Origin of the sequence: Hyunsoonleella rubra, from assembly GCF_042684665.1 — a bacterium.
GTDB classification, from domain to species: Bacteria; Bacteroidota; Bacteroidia; order Flavobacteriales; family Flavobacteriaceae; genus Jejuia; species Jejuia rubra.
This window is the reverse complement of record NZ_JBHULY010000025.1, coordinates 86,111-102,865: the sequence shown is the minus strand read 5'-3', so window position 1 is coordinate 102,865 and position 16,755 is coordinate 86,111. Positions and strand designations below refer to the sequence as shown.

The following is a 16,755-nucleotide window of genomic DNA, read 5'->3' as shown; positions in this document are numbered from 1 at the left end:
GGATGACAGCTGTTCAATTAAACCCTTCACCTCCCCAAAATTCAAACTGCTTGTCATTCCGCACTTGATGCGGAATCCATTACAGAAAACTTATGAGATCTTGAATCAATCCCGATAGCTATCGGGACAGGATGACAATACAGTTAATTGATTAAACCTTTAACTTCATCAAAATCCAAACCGCCATAATTCCCCGAACTCATCAGCAACAAGGCTTTGTTGTTAAAATCTTGAGAAAAGAGAAACTCCTTAAAATCGTTGGGGTTGGTATAAATGATTAAATCGTCCCTTTGAAAGGCATCGGCGATTTGTTGGTGTGTGACCTCCTCTAACTTTTTAATTTCTACTGCATGTGGCGAATAGAATACAACTGCAGTATCCGCAGCATCCAAAGCGCCTTTGTATTCCTTTAAAAATTCGGCGTTGAGACTGCTATAAGTGTGCAGTTCCAAACAGGCAACCAAAGTACGGTTTTGGTATTGCTCCTTTACCGCTTTTGTTGTGGCCTCCACCTTACTTGGAGAATGGGCGAAATCTTTATATGCCACACTATTCTTACTCTCCGCTATTTTTTCCAGGCGTTTGCTGGCGCCTTTGAATGTAGAAATGGCTTCATAGAAATCATCTTCATCCACGCCCATGTGCTGGCAAATCCATTTGGCGCCGGCCAGATTATTGAGGTTGTGTTTTCCGAATATTTCAATGGGTAAATCGCCTTCCGGAGTTTCCAAGAGGGTTTGTCCGTTTTCAACTTTATATGCGGGCGTTTGGTATGGAATTTTCCGAATAGTGTTAGCGCTGGCTTCCACTACCCGCTTCACTTCGGCATCTTCTTCATTATAATTGATACTGCCCCCGTTGACGATGGAGTCCACAAAAATGCTAAACTGCTCCACATAATTATCATACGTTGGGAATACATTAATATGGTCCCAAGCGATGCCACTTATCAGTGCTATATTCGGTTTGTACAAATGGAATTTCGGCCTGCGGTCAATCGGGGAGCTTAAATATTCGTCACCTTCTAAAACGATAAAATCATTATCCTCGGTGAGTTTTACCATTACGTCAAAACCTTCCAATTGGGCACCTACCATATAATCCACTTCCCTATCGTGATAATGCATCACATGCAAAATCATGGAGGTTATAGTAGTTTTGCCATGGCTTCCGCCAATTACCACTCGGGTTTTGTGTTTGGATTGCTCGTACAAAAACTCAGGATAACTGTATATTTTTAGTCCCAATTCCTGGGCCTTTACCAACTCCGGATTATCCGCCTTGGCATGCATTCCCAATACGATGGCATCCAAATCCTTTGTGATTTTTTCTGGAAACCAACCGAATGTTTCGGGCAACAACCCCTTAGCTTCCAACCGGGATTTTGAGGGCTCAAAAATAGTATCGTCGCTACCAGTGACATGGTATCCTTTATTGTGAAGGGCTAGGGCTAAATTGTGCATCGCAGCACCGCCAATGGCTATAAAATGTACGTTCATGTAGCAAATATCAAACTCTCAGTTTAAAGTTCAAAGTTTAATGATTGAAAGATGGATGCTGTATTTCTGAAGAAGGAAGTTTCTTCTGCGTTAGGGATAGAAACGACATCCTTTTTAAAATCTTAGCAAGTAGGTCGTCATTACGAGGAGGCACGACGAAGTAATCTCTTAGCCATGAGGAGATTGCTTCACTACGTTCGCAATGACGTGGGGGACAAGACGTTTTAAAAAGATATAGTGGAAAGCCCGACCCCTTGTGGGTAACGCCCAAATGCTATAACTGTAAAATTTTTTCCTTTTGTACTTTGAATGGTTTAATCTTCGGCAATTCGGCCAGAGCCAATTCGATATGCTCCAAGGCTTTCGATTTATTGCTTTTATGCGTATGGATTTGCGCCAAACGGTAATGCGCCCAGGCCTTCGGCACACCGTCTTCGGCCGAATAATTCCTAAGATAAACCCTCAAACACATCTCCCCTTTTTCCAACTCCACATTGTACTCGGCGGCCACTTTTCCGATTTGGTAATGCAATGCGTTTCGTTGGTGTTTTTTATGCGCTTGTTCAATGTTCTTAATAGCACTTTCGGGTTGGTTTTCCTTTTTATAAAGTTCGGTCAGTTTATCAAAACAGGTGAGCGAACCACCTTCGCGAATGGCCATTTTATAATATTTCTCTGCAAGTATGGGTTCGTCATCATACTCATACACATAGCCCTTTGCCAAATACCCATCCACTTTGGACAGATTTTCCAACTCGTTGGCATATTTAAGGGATTTATCTCTACTACCCCCCAAAATCCCGGGTAATTGCATATACAATTCTACTAGAGCCCAACGTGCATTGATATGGGTTTTATCTAGTTCGGCAGCTTTGAGAAACGAACTTTTAATATCCCCAATAAAAGCAATAGCCTTAAATTTATTCTCCAAGGCTTTCATCCCCAAAACCCCACCATATTTATAGTGATAATTGGCTACATTTGGTTTTGCCCCAACCAATTTTTCGTATTCCCCCAATGCATCATCCCATTTTTTTTGATGACCATAAGCATCTCCTAAAAGTTCAATAGCCTTTAAATTAGTAGGATGCTTTTCCAAAGTCTTTTTGATAAGAGTTTCTGCTGTTTTAAACCGCTTATTCTCAAAAAGTTTTTCTACCTCATCCAAGCTTTGTTGCGAGACACATAACAGAGGTAACAGCAAAAATATTACAAAGCGCATCATAAGTTTTGAGGTAACAGGCACAAAAATAAGTGTTTTTCTGATTAAGATAATCTTAAGATTTATCATTTCGGTAATACCAACTTCTGCAGTTTTAAGGTCAAAATGATTAACTTCACTCATCCAACGGAAGCTTTCACCCAATTATTGTTTTTTGGAACGGCTTTTGAACGTAGTTTGGTACATATTTAAACAGATACTGAAATGAATTCAGCACTAGTGAAACATTCCCTTTTTTTATTTATGATGCTATTTTTTTCTATCGTTTCGCGAGCCCAAAGCCCTGACTATCTCGATTTATGGCAGCAGGTTGAGAAACTGGAAGCCGATGGCCTGCCGAAATCAGCCCTCAAAATTGTCTCGAATATTGAAAAATTGGCGGAAAAAGACGAAAATCACCCACAAATCATCAAAACCAAACTTTATAAAGGCAAGTTTGCTTTGGTTTTGGAGGAAGATGCGCAATTGAACATTATTAAGGGGCTTGAACAAGATATTGCTTCGAGCAAATTTCCTGTCAAAAATATCTTGGAAAGCATAGTAGCCAATCTTTACTGGCAATATTTTCAGCAAAACCGATGGAGGTTTTACAACCGCAGTAAGGTGTCTGAGGTTCTCGAAGACACCACAGAAGGCAACTCTGGCATTTCGAGAGCCTCAATGCCCAATGATGATTTTAGAACATGGGATCTGCAAACACTTTTTGAAGAAATTCATCTGCATTTTCAAAAGTCTTTGGGAAATGGTTTGATGCTCCAGCAGGAGGATTTGAGCACATACGACACATTGCTTCACGAGCAAAAAGATTCAAAAATTTACCGTCCGACACTTTTTGATTTTTTAAGCCATAATGCGCTTCAATTTTACAAAACGGATGAAACCCACATCACAAAGCCATCTTATAAATTTGAAATTGATGATCCAAAGTTTTTGGCGGACGCCAAAACGTTTTCTTCTCTGGAAATCAATTCAGAAGATACAACTTCATTGCAATTGAATGCCCTAAAAATATATCAGAGTTTAATTAGATTTCATTTAAATGACGAAGTACCAGAGGCATTGGCAAATGTCAATATCGAACGTATAAAATTTGTACATCAACATGCCACCTTTGCCGATAAAGGTGAGATTTTATTAGAAACTTTAAAATCTGAAAGTGTCCGTTTGCAAAATGATGCTGTTTCAGGATTATACAATTTTGAAATCGCTTCGAAATACTACGAACAAGGCAAAAATTACATTCCCAAAAGGCAAGAAGAACATAGATGGAAAGCCAAAGATGCCATCGAGATTTGTAACAGCGTTATGGCTAAATTCCCGAAAAGCAAGGGTGCCGAAAACTGCAGAATTTTAAAAGCGCAAATCGAACAGCAAACATTTCGATTAACCAGCGAATTCTATTTACCAATTCAAAAGGATGCACGAGTTTTAGTGCGCTATAAAAACTCAGACTTTTTACGTTTTAAGGCGTACAAGTTATCTCCGCGGGAACTCGAAAAATTTGGCAAAACCTACCGACAGGAGGAACAATGGGCGTTCATTCAAAAATTAAATGCCACAAGGTCGTGGGAAAACAAACTTAAAAACGAGAGGGACTATCAGCAACATACTACCGAGGTTCTGTTTCCTAAATTGGACAATGGCAGATATTTGATAGTTGCCACAACCCGGGAAAACAATGAAAACGAATTTACCTTTGCGCAAGTTCAGGTTACCAATCTAGCCTTAGTGGAAACGGAGACCCAAGCATTTAAAATCTTCCAAATTATTGATAGAAACGATGGTAGCCCCATTGCGAATGCCTCCGTGCGAATGACGTATTACAAGAGTGGCTCGAGAACTGAGCATTCCAAGAGTTACACTTCGGATCAACTGGGCCAATTCAAAATTGGAAAGCATAACGATTGGTATAGAAATGTGAACCTGAAAGTGACCTTTGCCAATGAGGTAGCCTATTTTGGCGATTATTATTTGGACCGATATTATGAGGATAAAAAGGAAACCGTAGATTATAAATCCTTTTTGTTTACCGATAGAAGTATTTACAGGCCCGGGCAAACCGTGCATTTTAAATCTATTCTAATAAAAAAAGACGGGCAAAAATCAGAGCCTTTTGTGGGTGAAACGGTTTTTGCAACGCTATATAATACCAATGGCGAAAAAGTTTCAGAGTTGGATTTTGAATCCAATGATTTTGGTTCAATTGCAGGGGAGTTTATTCTACCAAACAATGGGCTTAACGGTCAATACTATATTGAAATTTATACTACAAGAGGCATTAGGAACAACCATTACTTCTCTATTGAAGAATACAAACGTCCAAAATTTGAAACCAAATTTAATCCTATAACCGATACATTTAAGGTCAACCACTCAGTAACGGTAAAAGGCAATGCTTTGGCCTATGCAGGCAGTAATATTACAGATGCGAAGGTGGTGTATCGTGTACATAGAAAAGTGCAATATCCGCGCTGGTATTTTTGGTACCGCCCTTGGTTTCAAACTGAGCCACAAGAAATTGCACATGGAGAAACCGTCACAAACGACAAAGGCGAATTTGAAATTACCTTTAAGGCCATGCCGGACCAAAGTGTAGACAAAACTAGTCTGCCTATTTTCAATTATGAAATCACCGCCGATGTTACCGATTTGAATGGTGAAACCCGAAGCGCAACTACCATAGTAAATGTAGGCTATCATGCGATGACCGCCAATTTGAGTTTGGCCGACCGTTTGGACAAAACCAAAAAAGACCACCAACTGAGCATTGATACCAAAAACCTCAACGGTGAATTTGTGCCAGCAAAAGGTGTGGTGAAAATCTACAAACTGAAAGCCCCTGAAAACGTTTTGAGAAAACGCCCATGGCCTGCTCCCGATTACCAGACCTTTTCAAAAGAAGAATTTAAAAGCCTATTTCCGCACGATGCTTATGCCGATGAACACAATCCCAATAACTGGGAAAAAGGCGAATTGGTTTGGAAAAAACCCTTTGATACTGGTGATTCCAAAAGATTGAAATTAGGCAAGATTAAGAAGTGGCCATCCGGACAATACCTTATCACTTTAGAAAGCAAAGACAAGTTTGGGCAATTGGTAAAAGATGAAACACGAACCACAGTATTTAGCAACGACGATAAAGCCCCTGCCGACAACGAATTGTTTACCATTACTGCGGATAAAAACAACTACAACATTGGTGACACGGCTCAAATAACCATTGGTTCATCTGCCCAAAATGTAACCGTTACCCTTTCGGTGGAAAAGGATAAAAACATCATCCGAACTGAGGCAATTCAACTCAACAATAATAAAAAAACAATTACGATTCCAGTAACCGAAAATGATTTGGGGGGCTTTGTAGTGCATTACAGTTTTGGGGTGTTTAATAGTTACCAATCGGGTTCGAAAAGTATAAACGTACCTTACCCAAAAACAGATTTAGAAATTGAAACGCTCACGTTTCGGGACAAATTACAACCGGGCACAGATGAAACTTGGTCGTTTAAAATTAAGGGGCCGCAAGGCGATAAGGTAAGTTCAGAGTTATTGGCCAGTATGTATGACGCGTCATTAGATCAATTTAAACCACATCAATGGCAGTTTAGGCCTATTGATCAACCTAACTATTATGCCTTCAGTAGCAACAATGCGAACCGTAGTTTTGGCACACGGAATTTTAGGGTGTACCAAGATAGGTTTCGCCTGAATTATAAGAATCAAGGCTATGATCAATGGAATTGGTTTGGGTTTTATTTTGGGAATGGTGGTATAGCTCGATTTAAGGCATCGAGACAATATGCCAGAGTCGCAAGTGTTCCAGGAGTTCAAGTTGAATCAAATATAGTTGAAGAAGAAGTGGTTACACCTATGATGGTAGCCGATGAAGCCGATTTAGAGGAAAGTGCGGTTGTTGGTTATGGCGTAAAACAAAAAGAAGCCGTCAATACTGGAGCCACAATCAAAACAGAAAAACCAAACTTCGACAATATCAAAATCCGTAAAAATCTGAAGGAAACCGCCTTCTTCTTTCCGCAGTTGCAAACGGATGTCGAGGGCAATGTGAGTTTTAGCTTTACCACACCCGAGGCCTTAACCCAATGGAAACTACAACTATTGGCGCACACCAAAACCTTGGAAAGTGCTACAAAAAGCTTAACCGCAGTCACCCAAAAGGAATTGATGGTTATGCCCAACGCCCCAAGATTTTTACGTGAAGGTGACCAAATTACCATCAGCACGAAAATTGCAAACCTTTCAGAAAAGGCACTTTCAGGTGAAGCTAAATTGATTCTAACGGATGCGATTTCAGGGGAAGACATAACGACTGAACTGGTGTCTGAGGCTCTCGAAGACACTGACAGCAGTAAAGCAAATCAAAATGAGGCTTCGAGTACCTCAGCCACCAAGCCATTCTCAGTTCATGCAAAAGCCAACACCCAAGTATCTTGGAGTTTATCTATTCCAGACAACGTACAAGCCGTACAATATAAAATCCTAGCCAAAGCAGGTGATTTTAGTGACGGTGAACAAAATGCGTTGCCCGTGCTCTCCAATAGGATGTTGGTTACGGAAACCTTACCCATGTGGGTGAAAAGTAATGAAACCCGAACTTTTACTTTGGATAAGTTGAAAACCAATACCTCATCCACGTTAAAGCACCATAAACTCACTTTAGAAATGACCTCCAACCCGGCATGGTATGCAGTGCAGGCCCTGCCCTATTTAATGGAATATCCACACGACTGTAATGAGCAAACCTTTTCAAGATATTATGCCAATGCTTTAGCGAGCCATATTGCGAATTCCAATCCAAGGATTCAAGAAGTATTCAATCAATGGAGAAACTCGGATGCTCTCATTTCAAATTTGGAAAAAAATCAGGAATTGAAATCCATTTTAATCCAGGAAACTCCCTGGCTTCGTGATGCACAAAGTGAAACGGAGCAGAAAAAACGTATCGCCTTGTTATTCGATTTGAATAAAATGAACAATGAATTGCAATCCGCTTTGAACAAATTAAAAGCCAATCAAATGCCTTCGGGGGCTTGGGCGTGGTTCAAAGGTGGACGTGAGAACCGTTACATCACGCAACATATTATTGCGGGATTCGGACATCTAAAAAAACTCAATGTCATTCAGAGCGATAGCGAAGAATCTATGATTTCAAAAGCCATCAACTATCTTGATGAACAATTCCTAAAAGAATACAAAGACATCCGAAAATACAATTCAAAAATCGATTTAAATAAAGACCATTTAAGCTATACCCAATTGCATTACCTCTATATGCGAAGTTTTTTCCCCGAAATTAAAACCTCGAAAAAAGTGGACGAAGTGATGCAGTATTACCAATCCCAAATTCAAAAGTATTGGCTTAAGCGACCTTTGTACGCCAAAGGTGTGATGGCCTTGGTGTCTCACAGAAATGAAGATGCGAAGACAACTTCAAAAATTTTAAATTCACTAAAGGAAACAAGTATTTCCTCCGAGGAATTAGGAATGTATTGGAAAACCAACACCAACTCTTGGCACTGGTATCACGCCCCAATTGAAACACAGGCCTTGTTAATTGAAGCTTTTACTGAAGCTGGAGGTGTCATTCAGAGCGAAGCGAAGAATCTGGAAACCATCGACAACCTAAAAATTTGGTTACTCAAAAACAAACAAACCAATCGATGGAAAACCACAAAAGCGACCACCGAAGCCGTTTATGCACTTTTACTTCAAGGTAGTGATTGGATATCAGTCACGGATATGGTGGATGTGGTTTTAGGCGGTCAGCAAGTTTCGCCTTCAAAATTAGAAAATGTAAAAGTTGAAGCTGGTACGGGGTATTATAAAACATCTTGGGCAGCCTCAGAAATCACTCCAGAGATGGGCGAAGTCAAAATCTCCAAAAAAGGAAATGGTATAGCTTGGGGCGGTTTGTATTGGCAGTATTTTGAAGATTTAGACAAGATTTCTTCTGCTGAAACACCTTTAAGTTTGAAGAAAAAATTATTCCTAAAAACGAATACCGATACTGGTGAGGAAATTTCAGAAATAGCGGAAAACATAACATTGAAAGTTGGAGATTTGGTTCGCGTACGTATCGAATTAAAAAGTGATAGACCAATGGAATTCCTTCATATGAAAGACATGAGAGCTTCTGGCTTAGAACCTGTTAATGTATTTTCTCAGTACAAATGGCAAGACGGTTTGGGTTATTATGAAAGCACCAAGGACGCTTCTACCAATTTCTTTTTTGACTATTTGCCAAAAGGCGTTTACGTGTTTGAATATGATTTACGGGTGAACAATTCAGGTAACATGAGCAATGGCATTACAACGATTCAAAGTATGTATGCCCCAGAATTCAGTAGCCATAGTGAGGGGGATAGAATTGATGTGGAGTAATGACTTTTTGTCCTTTGAGGAACCGTAACTAAATCTACTCCAACAGCTCTTTTTTTATTTTATTAACTTTGTAATTCATTTTTAAGTTGCTTATTTAAAGAGACATGTATTGCGGACGCCCCAAAACCATTAATACAGCCAAGCCATTGATAATGCTTTGGGTTGCATTCTTATTGTTGTCCTGTGGCCCCAAAATCAAATCTTCAGCAAATACAAATACCACAATAGAACAACCTCCTCAACTCATTTTTTTGAATTATAGTATTGCCCAAAATTCAAACGGGATAAAAACTGTCAAACTCCTTAGTTCTAAAAAAGTAGAAGGCAAAATTAAAGGCGGGAAATTTAAAAACAATATAACCCAAAACGATTTGATTTGTTATCAACTTAAGAATAAATCCTCCGTGATATCCAAAATTGTTATTGAAGATCCACTGCATAAACGTGTGGAATACCTCGGCGAATCCCGAAGTTTTAAAGTTGCCCAAATTGAGTCGGATAGCGCGTACTTTTCCATAAGGTTGCAATTAAACCCTGAGACAAGGTATATTGCCATAGGAGATAATACTACCGAAAACTATTTTTTACTTTCTAAAGTGAAGTCCCTATGAAGCGGCATCTACTTTTTTTAGTTTTCCTGTGCAGCTTGAATTTGATTTCGGCACAGGTTTTTGATGTGGAAACCCTTAAACTTTCGGGATCGAAAGATAAGCGCATTAATCTAGTTATCATAAGTGAAGGTTACCAAAGTAGTGAACTCAACCAGTTCATAACAGATGCCTCAAAAGTTAGCAACGACATGTTTTTGGAATCCCCATTTTCAGAATATGCGGATTATTTTAATGTTTTTGCCATAAAAGTACCTTCCAACGAAAGTGGAGCAGACCACCCAGGGACGAGCACAGACCCTTTGGAATCTACCATTTCACCAGCAGTTCCAATACAAACCGTGGATACCTATTTTAATGCCACCTATGATTCCTTTGGGTTCCATAGATTATTATATTACGAAATTGATGGCGCCAATGCGAACAATACAGAGGCCAAAATAATGATGGTTTTGGCTGACAACCTACCGGAATACGATGCTGTTGTACTTCTTGTGAATTCTGATGAGTATGGAGGTAGCGGGGGGAATTTTGCTATGAGTTACTCGGGATTTTATGCCCCCGATGTAGCCATGCACGAAATGGCGCATTCTCTGTTCTCATTAATAGACGAATATTTTCCTATAGATGAAACCTTAGCGGTTGAAGGTATCAACATGACACAAGAAACTGACCCGAACTTGGTTAAATGGAAAAATTGGATAGGCATAGACGGTGTTGGGATATATCAACACGAGGACGATGATGGCAACCCCAAGCCCTGGTACAGGCCACACCAAAGTTGTAAAATGAGAAGGGTAGATTGGGATTTTTGTGCAGTATGTAAAGAAGGAATGATTGAAAAAATTCATGATTTAGTGTCCCCAATTGAAGCTTTCACTCCAAATAATATCACAGTGAACAATCCCACCTTACCTTTAGACGTGGAACTAACCTTAATTAAACCCATTCCAAATACTTTAACAAGTCAGTGGACGTTAAACGGATCGAATTTTGCCAATGATGTTGACGATATTTCTCTTACCTCCACGGACTTAACTGAAGGCACAAATACCCTAACCGTTGTTGTTCATGACGATTCATCTTTGCTAAAAGTAGATAACCATGATATGTCCTCTCATGTTTATACGGTAACCTGGACCATTAATTATTCGTCGTTGGGTATCGAGGATATTCAAAGTGAAAGAGCTGATTACTCAATTTCGCTTTACCCCAATCCGGTTTCCAGTATCCTAAATTTAAAAGTGGAAGGTGCCAATACAGAAGAACTCAAAGTTGACATCCTAAGTTTGGAGGGCAAAACAATAAAGAAATTTCGAATTTCGAATGTTTCGGGAGAAAGGGTTATTGTTGACGATTTGAGCCAAGGGATTTACCTGATTAATTTTTATGCGAACAACGCCTTAATCGACAGCAAAGAATTCGTAAAACAATAATCTACTTTGAAGGTGGCGCAGTTGGCCTCACCTCAATTTTACTTGGTAATGTACGTGGATGCATTTCCAGTAAATCCACAACCAATTTCCCGATGTCCTCAATTTGAATTTTCCATGCGTCCTTCTCAGCGGGTTCATTTCCATTGAAGAATGTAGAAACTGATCCGGGCATTATTGTGCTCACTTTCACGCCCTTCTGCCGCAAATCCAGCATGACAGCTTGCGTAAACCCGGTAACCCCAAATTTGCTGGCATTGTAGGCCGAACCCCCAGCAAAAAAATTGGTACCCGCTAAACTTGAAATCGTAATAAAATAACCTTGGGATTGTTTTAAGGCCTCCACCCCTGCTTTAATAGAATAGAAAACTCCCGTGAGGTTGGTATCAATCACTTCGTTCCATTCCTGAACAGACAAATCCTCGATACTTCCAAAACGCCCCAAACCGGCATTAGCAATCAAAACATCTAGTTTACCGTAATGCTCCAAAACTTTGGAAACGGCCTCCTGCTGACTTTCAAAATCCCGAACATCGGCTTGTATTCCGACTGCCTTTGCGCTTGAAGCACTATCTTTATTTAATTGGTTTGAAGCTTCGTTGGCAGATGCTTCACTCCTACTCGTAATGCCCACATTAACGCCTTTTTGCATTAAAGCTTCGGCAATGCCATAACCAATGCCCTTTGAACCTCCAGTGATTAAAGCGACTTTATTTTGAATTGCATTCATGAATTTTATCTTTTGAAGTAAAGCTACGAAACTAATGGAAAATATAGATTGAATTATTTAGATTTAGGCGGATACTTTTTAAGCACCTTTTCTACAATCGCCATAAAACGAGCCTCTCTTTTTTCCGGAGTGCTTTTAAGATTAAAATTGGATTCGCTTTTGGCCTGCCAAAACAATTGGTTATTTGAGCTGTCCACAAAATCAAACACAATTTCCCGAGTCATACTGCCTTGTCCAACTGGGATGCCAATAGAAATACCACCACCAACATTACCACCTCCACCGCCGACACCAACGCCAACCGTTTCCCGCTGTGGATTTTGATATTCTACACTTTTGATGTCAATGAGAAAATCTGGATGCTCAGAAATACTGAAACCATTCGCTTTCAACCTTTCATCCAGAACGTCCAACAAGCGTTTGGCGTCCAATTCACTTAAGCCCGTATCCATATCCCCGAAGTATTGGTAGGTTTTATATTTTGAAAAATCAGCTGTCTTTTCGTAATCATAATTCACATAAATTGGTGCGCAAGACATTAAGAAAAGTGTGATGAGTATGGATAGAACGTATTTCATAACTATTGATTTTTCACTAATAAATGTAATCAAAAATTATTCCAAGAGCTTTTACCAGTTCATTGTTAATTCTCCTCGACCTGCAAGGTTTTGTTAACCTTGTAGGTCTTTTCAACTTCGGGGCTCACACCTACAAGGTCTTAAAGACCTTGCAGGAAACCTAAATCCTCTACTAGTTTTCCTCTGTAGTATGTTGATTTTTATCCACAGACTTTGTCAATGCCGAATAAATAATTCCAGTTGGAATGGCCACAATGCCCAAGCCAATCATCAAAATAATAAAAGTAAATACTTTGCCTCCAACGGTAATCGGATAAACATCACCATAACCTACCGTCGTTAATGTAATTATCGCCCACCACAAACTATCAAATATGGACGAAAAATGTTCGGGCTGCGCTTTATTTTCAAAATAATAAATACCCACAGCCGAAAAATAAATTAGTATCAAGGTAATAAACAAAAAGAGGAAAATCTCTTCCTTGGCAGATTTTATTGCTGTAGTAAAATGATTCATCGCCCTATTGTAGCGTACCAGTTTGAATATTCTAAAAAGCCTAAGAAAACGCAAAGCTCGTAACGAACGTAGATCTACACCAAAAGACAGATAAAAGGGCAAAATAGCGAGAAAATCGATAATGCCAAAAAAGCTAAAAATGAACTTTGGTTTACTGTCTGCTACATAAATTCTCAATAGATATTCAACAGAAAATATAATAACGCTAAACCATTCAATAATTTGAAGTATGGTTTTTGTTCGCGGTTTTAAATTGGGAATGGTTTCAACAGAAAATGTGATAACGGATATTAAAATAAGCCCCTGAATAAAGAAAGCAAAATATCTACTCTTTTTATTGTCGTTAATTTCTACAATGTTTTTCAGGTACTGTTTCATCCGAAAACTTTATTGTAAAAAAACGAAAAAAATGCTTGAAATAAAATTCAGGGCAATTAATCGTTCAACATTTTCCATAACTTATCTTTCAGTTCGGTAATACCTTTTTGGGCCACTGAAGAAATAAATAAATATGGAATAGGGATTTCATTATCCAGTTCAGCCTTAAGCTCTTGCTTTAACTCATCATCCAGCATATCACTTTTTGAAATGGCTATCAATCGATCTTTGTCCAACATTTCAGGGTTATACCTTCGTAATTCATCCAAAAGGATATCGTATTGCTTTTTAATATCATCGGCATCGGCAGGAATAAGAAACAACAGGACGGAATTACGTTCGATATGGCGCAAAAAATAATGACCCAAACCTTTGCCTTCAGCCGCACCTTCAATAATCCCGGGAATATCGGCCATTACAAACGTTTGAAAATCGCGATACTCCACAATGCCCAAATTAGGCTTTAAAGTAGTAAACTCGTAATCGGCAATTTTTGGTTTGGCAGAAGTAATCACAGAAAGCAATGTTGATTTTCCTGCGTTAGGGAACCCCACTAACCCAACATCAGCCAACACTTTAAGCTCCATGGTAATGTATTTTTCTTCCATGGGCAGGCCGGGTTGCGCATAGCGCGGTGTTTGGTTAGTCGAGGATTTAAAGTGCCAATTACCCAGGCCGCCTTTACCGCCCTCTACAATAATTTTTTCCTCACCGTGTTCGGTTATTTCAAAGATGACATTATTGGTTTCAGTATCCCTAACCACCGTGCCCAAGGGGACATCAATATACGCATCTTCGCCATCGGCTCCAGTGCTTCGGCTACTGCTACCATGCTCTCCATGACCAGCGCGTATATGCTTTTTGAATTTTAAATGATGAAGTGTCCACAGATTCGAATTCCCGTGAATAATGACATGCCCACCACGACCACCATCACCTCCGTCTGGGCCTCCTTTAGCAATATATTTTTCTCGATGTAAATGTGCAGAACCCTGTCCTCCTTTTCCGGAAGCCACATACATTTTTACGTAATCGACAAAATTTCCTTCGGTCATATTCGAGTTTAAAGTTTCAAGTTCAAAGTTTCAAGTTTCAAGTTTAAACTCCCGCAAAGAGCACTATAATGCGTCTATTACGCTACTTAACCTTTTGGTTATCTCCTCGATACTACCCACACCATCAACACCGTAATATTTATCCTGGGCAGTATAATAATCCTTCAAAATTGCAGTTTCGGCGTAGTACACCTTTATTCTATTTCGGATAACGGATTCGTCAGCATCATCTGCCCTGCCACTGGTTTCTCCGCGTTTTAAAAGACGTTCAACCAAAATTTCATCATCAACCTCCAAGGCAATCATGGCATTGATCTGCGAATCCTTGCTATCCATCAATTTATCCAAGGCTTCAGCCTGTGCATTAGTCCGTGGAAAACCGTCAAAAATAAACCCATTGGCATCCGTATTTTTTTCAACTTCGGCATTTAGCATATCGATAGTAACTTGGTCCGGCACCAAAGCACCTTTATCAATATAAGATTTGGCCAGCATACCCAAAGCGGTTTCATTTTTTATATTGTATCGAAAAACATCACCCGTAGAAATATGAACAAGGTTATACTTTTCCTTTAAAAAATTGGCTTGCGTGCCTTTACCTGCTCCCGGAGGGCCAAATAATACTAGATTAGTCATGTGTTGCGTTTCTTTTATTTGATATATTTCTGGTAAATCCCTACCCAAATGGTCATAATCCAAGCCGTAGCCAACTATGAATTTATCAGGAATTTTTATACCTACATAATGTAATTTAAAGTCTTTTTTGTATGCCTCGGGCTTGAAAAAAAGTGTAGCAATTTTCAAGGTTTTCACCTTTTCATTTTTAAAGATGCGGTATACTTCTGCTAGGGTTTTCCCCGAATCAATTATATCTTCAAGGATTATTACCGTCCTTCCAGTCAAATCCTGTGTTAATCCAATTAATCGCTGAATGTCTTCGGAGGATTTCAAACCTTCATACGAAGCCAATTTAATAAAAGTAACTTCACAGGGCTTGGGATATTTCTTCACAAAATCACTGGTAAACATGAACGACCCGTTCAAAATCCCCACAAAAACAGGAACTTCGTCTGCAAAATCGTTTGCAATTTCAGCCACCAATCTGTCCACCGCGGTTTCAATTTCTTCGGCAGAAATAAATGGTTTAAAAAATTTATCGTGAAGTTGAATCACCTTTTGGTTAGTTTGAAAGATGCAAAGATAATTAAATGATTTGCGATTTGCGATATTTTCGATTTACGATTTGTACCCAACAGTATTCGTATGAATTGCTATGAAACAAAAAAGGCCACAACATCCAAGTTATGGCCTTTTTAAAAATTATTTATTTCGAATTTATCTTTTGAAGAATTTTACGGAACGTTCGCTATCTATTCTCAGAAAGTACATTCCACTTTTTAATGAGCGGACATCGATTTCTCCATTTGTACCAACTGCACTTCTCATTAATTGTTTGCCCAAAATATCATGTACACTAAAAGTTCTATTGGCAAAAGTTTTCGACAACTTAATATAGTCTGATGTTGGGTTTGGGTGCACGCTCAATTTATTTTGATCCAAGTCATCAGAAGAGAGGGTTGTACAAATCTCAGCTAACCAAGTCCCACTTAATCCTTCAAATGGCATCCCCGGTAAATTAAAGTTTACGGCTAACAACAATCCAATTTCCGCATCCGAGGTAATTACTGGAGGGGATGAAATAAATTGTTGGATTAAAACCTGAGCCAGTGGGTCTTCAAACAATGCAAATTCACTGATGACAAATCCACCCAAATCCTTCAAATTTCCTTTAATGGTTGCAGGGTTGACAGTACCCATCAGGCCAGCCAATTCTACCAGGTTGATCTGAGTAGAAATTTCCGCTACCCCGTTTACATACAAGGTGATCAGACCAGCATCACAGACCACTGCAAGATGGTGACACCCGGATTCCAATGATGTGTGAGATGTAATCTGGTAATTTATGGCAGGGATACTAAAATGTAACCTGAAATCATCGGTAATGGTGATAGACGAAAAGACCTGCCCTTCTTCATTGGACCAGGTAAACAAGTTAGACCCGGCAATATTGATCTTTATTTTTGCCATTACCGTAAAATCCGGAGTCAATGGCAAATTATAGGGCAAGTTGTTTTCATCAGCAAATACCGTGTTCTTTCCGTAATCAGCTATATCTTCCTTCCCAAAGCTAATTCCAGTAAACAATAGCATCAAACAAAATGCACCGAAATATTTTAAAAAAGTAGTTTTTTTCATGGGGTAATTTTTAATTTAATGGCTTAATTAATAGTATATTACAAACCTAGCATTAAATCGGAAAATTATATCCGAGTTTT

At 39.2% G+C, this 16,755-nt stretch carries 11 protein-coding genes; 3 read left to right on the top strand and 8 right to left on the bottom strand.

Annotated elements, in window-relative coordinates; translation table 11 throughout:
* Nucleotides 1-143 precede the first annotated feature (143 nt).
* Complete coding sequence (locus ACFSR8_RS11170; RefSeq protein WP_380292031.1) at nucleotides 144-1,499, bottom strand: UDP-N-acetylmuramate--L-alanine ligase; 1,356 nt, start codon at nucleotides 1,497-1,499, stop codon at nucleotides 144-146.
* Between the two features lie 274 nt (nucleotides 1,500-1,773).
* Complete coding sequence (locus ACFSR8_RS11165) at nucleotides 1,774-2,844, bottom strand: tetratricopeptide repeat protein (protein WP_380292029.1); 1,071 nt, start codon at nucleotides 2,842-2,844, stop codon at nucleotides 1,774-1,776.
* A gap of 96 nt (nucleotides 2,845-2,940) precedes the next feature.
* Here ACFSR8_RS11165 and ACFSR8_RS11160 point away from each other — a divergent pair, with 96 nt between their 5' ends.
* From ACFSR8_RS11160 to ACFSR8_RS11150, 3 genes are all read left to right on the top strand, one after another.
* Nucleotides 2,941-9,120 (top strand): alpha-2-macroglobulin family protein, encoded by a 6,180-nt coding sequence (locus tag ACFSR8_RS11160; protein WP_449272396.1) that lies wholly within the window; start codon nucleotides 2,941-2,943, stop codon nucleotides 9,118-9,120.
* 152 nt (nucleotides 9,121-9,272) lie between these two features.
* Nucleotides 9,273-9,731 carry a hypothetical protein gene (locus ACFSR8_RS11155; RefSeq protein WP_380292025.1) on the top strand — a complete coding sequence of 153 codons (459 nt, stop codon included), beginning with the start codon at nucleotides 9,273-9,275 and terminating at the stop codon, nucleotides 9,729-9,731.
* A complete protein-coding gene (locus ACFSR8_RS11150) occupies nucleotides 9,728-11,164 on the top strand; it encodes a M64 family metallopeptidase (RefSeq protein ID WP_380292023.1) in 1,437 nt (478 codons plus the stop codon). Before ACFSR8_RS11155 ends, ACFSR8_RS11150 begins: the two co-directional genes overlap by 4 nt.
* Nucleotide 11,165: 1 nt before the next feature.
* Here ACFSR8_RS11150 and ACFSR8_RS11145 read toward each other — a convergent pair whose 3' ends face one another.
* The 6 genes from ACFSR8_RS11145 to ACFSR8_RS11120 form a co-directional block, all read right to left on the bottom strand.
* The gene (locus ACFSR8_RS11145) at nucleotides 11,166-11,891 is read right to left on the bottom strand and encodes an SDR family oxidoreductase (protein ID WP_380292021.1); all 726 of its coding nucleotides are present in this window, start codon (nucleotides 11,889-11,891) and stop codon (nucleotides 11,166-11,168) included.
* A 53-nt stretch (nucleotides 11,892-11,944) separates the two neighbouring features.
* Nucleotides 11,945-12,469 carry a DUF4136 domain-containing protein gene (locus ACFSR8_RS11140; protein ID WP_380292019.1) on the bottom strand — a complete coding sequence of 175 codons (525 nt, stop codon included), beginning with the start codon at nucleotides 12,467-12,469 and terminating at the stop codon, nucleotides 11,945-11,947.
* 172 nt (nucleotides 12,470-12,641) lie between these two features.
* Nucleotides 12,642-13,364 (bottom strand): ion transporter, encoded by a 723-nt coding sequence (locus ACFSR8_RS11135; RefSeq protein WP_380292017.1) that lies wholly within the window; start codon nucleotides 13,362-13,364, stop codon nucleotides 12,642-12,644.
* A 56-nt stretch (nucleotides 13,365-13,420) separates the two neighbouring features.
* Complete coding sequence (obgE, locus tag ACFSR8_RS11130; protein WP_380292015.1) at nucleotides 13,421-14,419, bottom strand: GTPase ObgE; 999 nt, start codon at nucleotides 14,417-14,419, stop codon at nucleotides 13,421-13,423.
* A gap of 63 nt (nucleotides 14,420-14,482) precedes the next feature.
* Nucleotides 14,483-15,592 (bottom strand): adenylate kinase, encoded by a 1,110-nt coding sequence (locus ACFSR8_RS11125; RefSeq protein ID WP_380292013.1) that lies wholly within the window; start codon nucleotides 15,590-15,592, stop codon nucleotides 14,483-14,485.
* 162 nt (nucleotides 15,593-15,754) lie between these two features.
* A complete protein-coding gene (locus ACFSR8_RS11120; protein ID WP_380292011.1) occupies nucleotides 15,755-16,675 on the bottom strand; it encodes a T9SS type A sorting domain-containing protein in 921 nt (306 codons plus the stop codon).
* Between the last annotated feature and the right edge of the window lie 80 nt (nucleotides 16,676-16,755).

Excerpts from the sequence above, each read along its gene's own strand:
- ACFSR8_RS11170 (WP_380292031.1), bottom strand. The coding sequence starts at position 1,499 with ATGAACGTACATTTTATAGCCATTGGCGGTGCTGCGATGCACAATTTA.
- ACFSR8_RS11165 (WP_380292029.1), bottom strand. The coding sequence starts at position 2,844 with ATGAGTGAAGTTAATCATTTTGACCTTAAAACTGCAGAAGTTGGTATT.
- ACFSR8_RS11155 (WP_380292025.1), top strand. The coding sequence starts at position 9,273 with ATGCTTTGGGTTGCATTCTTATTGTTGTCCTGTGGCCCCAAAATCAAA.
- ACFSR8_RS11150 (WP_380292023.1), top strand. The coding sequence starts at position 9,728 with ATGAAGCGGCATCTACTTTTTTTAGTTTTCCTGTGCAGCTTGAATTTG.
- ACFSR8_RS11145 (WP_380292021.1), bottom strand. The coding sequence starts at position 11,891 with ATGAATGCAATTCAAAATAAAGTCGCTTTAATCACTGGAGGTTCAAAG.
- ACFSR8_RS11140 (WP_380292019.1), bottom strand. The coding sequence starts at position 12,469 with ATGAAATACGTTCTATCCATACTCATCACACTTTTCTTAATGTCTTGC.
- ACFSR8_RS11135 (WP_380292017.1), bottom strand. The coding sequence starts at position 13,364 with ATGAAACAGTACCTGAAAAACATTGTAGAAATTAACGACAATAAAAAG.
- obgE (WP_380292015.1), bottom strand. The coding sequence starts at position 14,419 with ATGACCGAAGGAAATTTTGTCGATTACGTAAAAATGTATGTGGCTTCC.
- ACFSR8_RS11120 (WP_380292011.1), bottom strand. The coding sequence starts at position 16,675 with ATGAAAAAAACTACTTTTTTAAAATATTTCGGTGCATTTTGTTTGATG.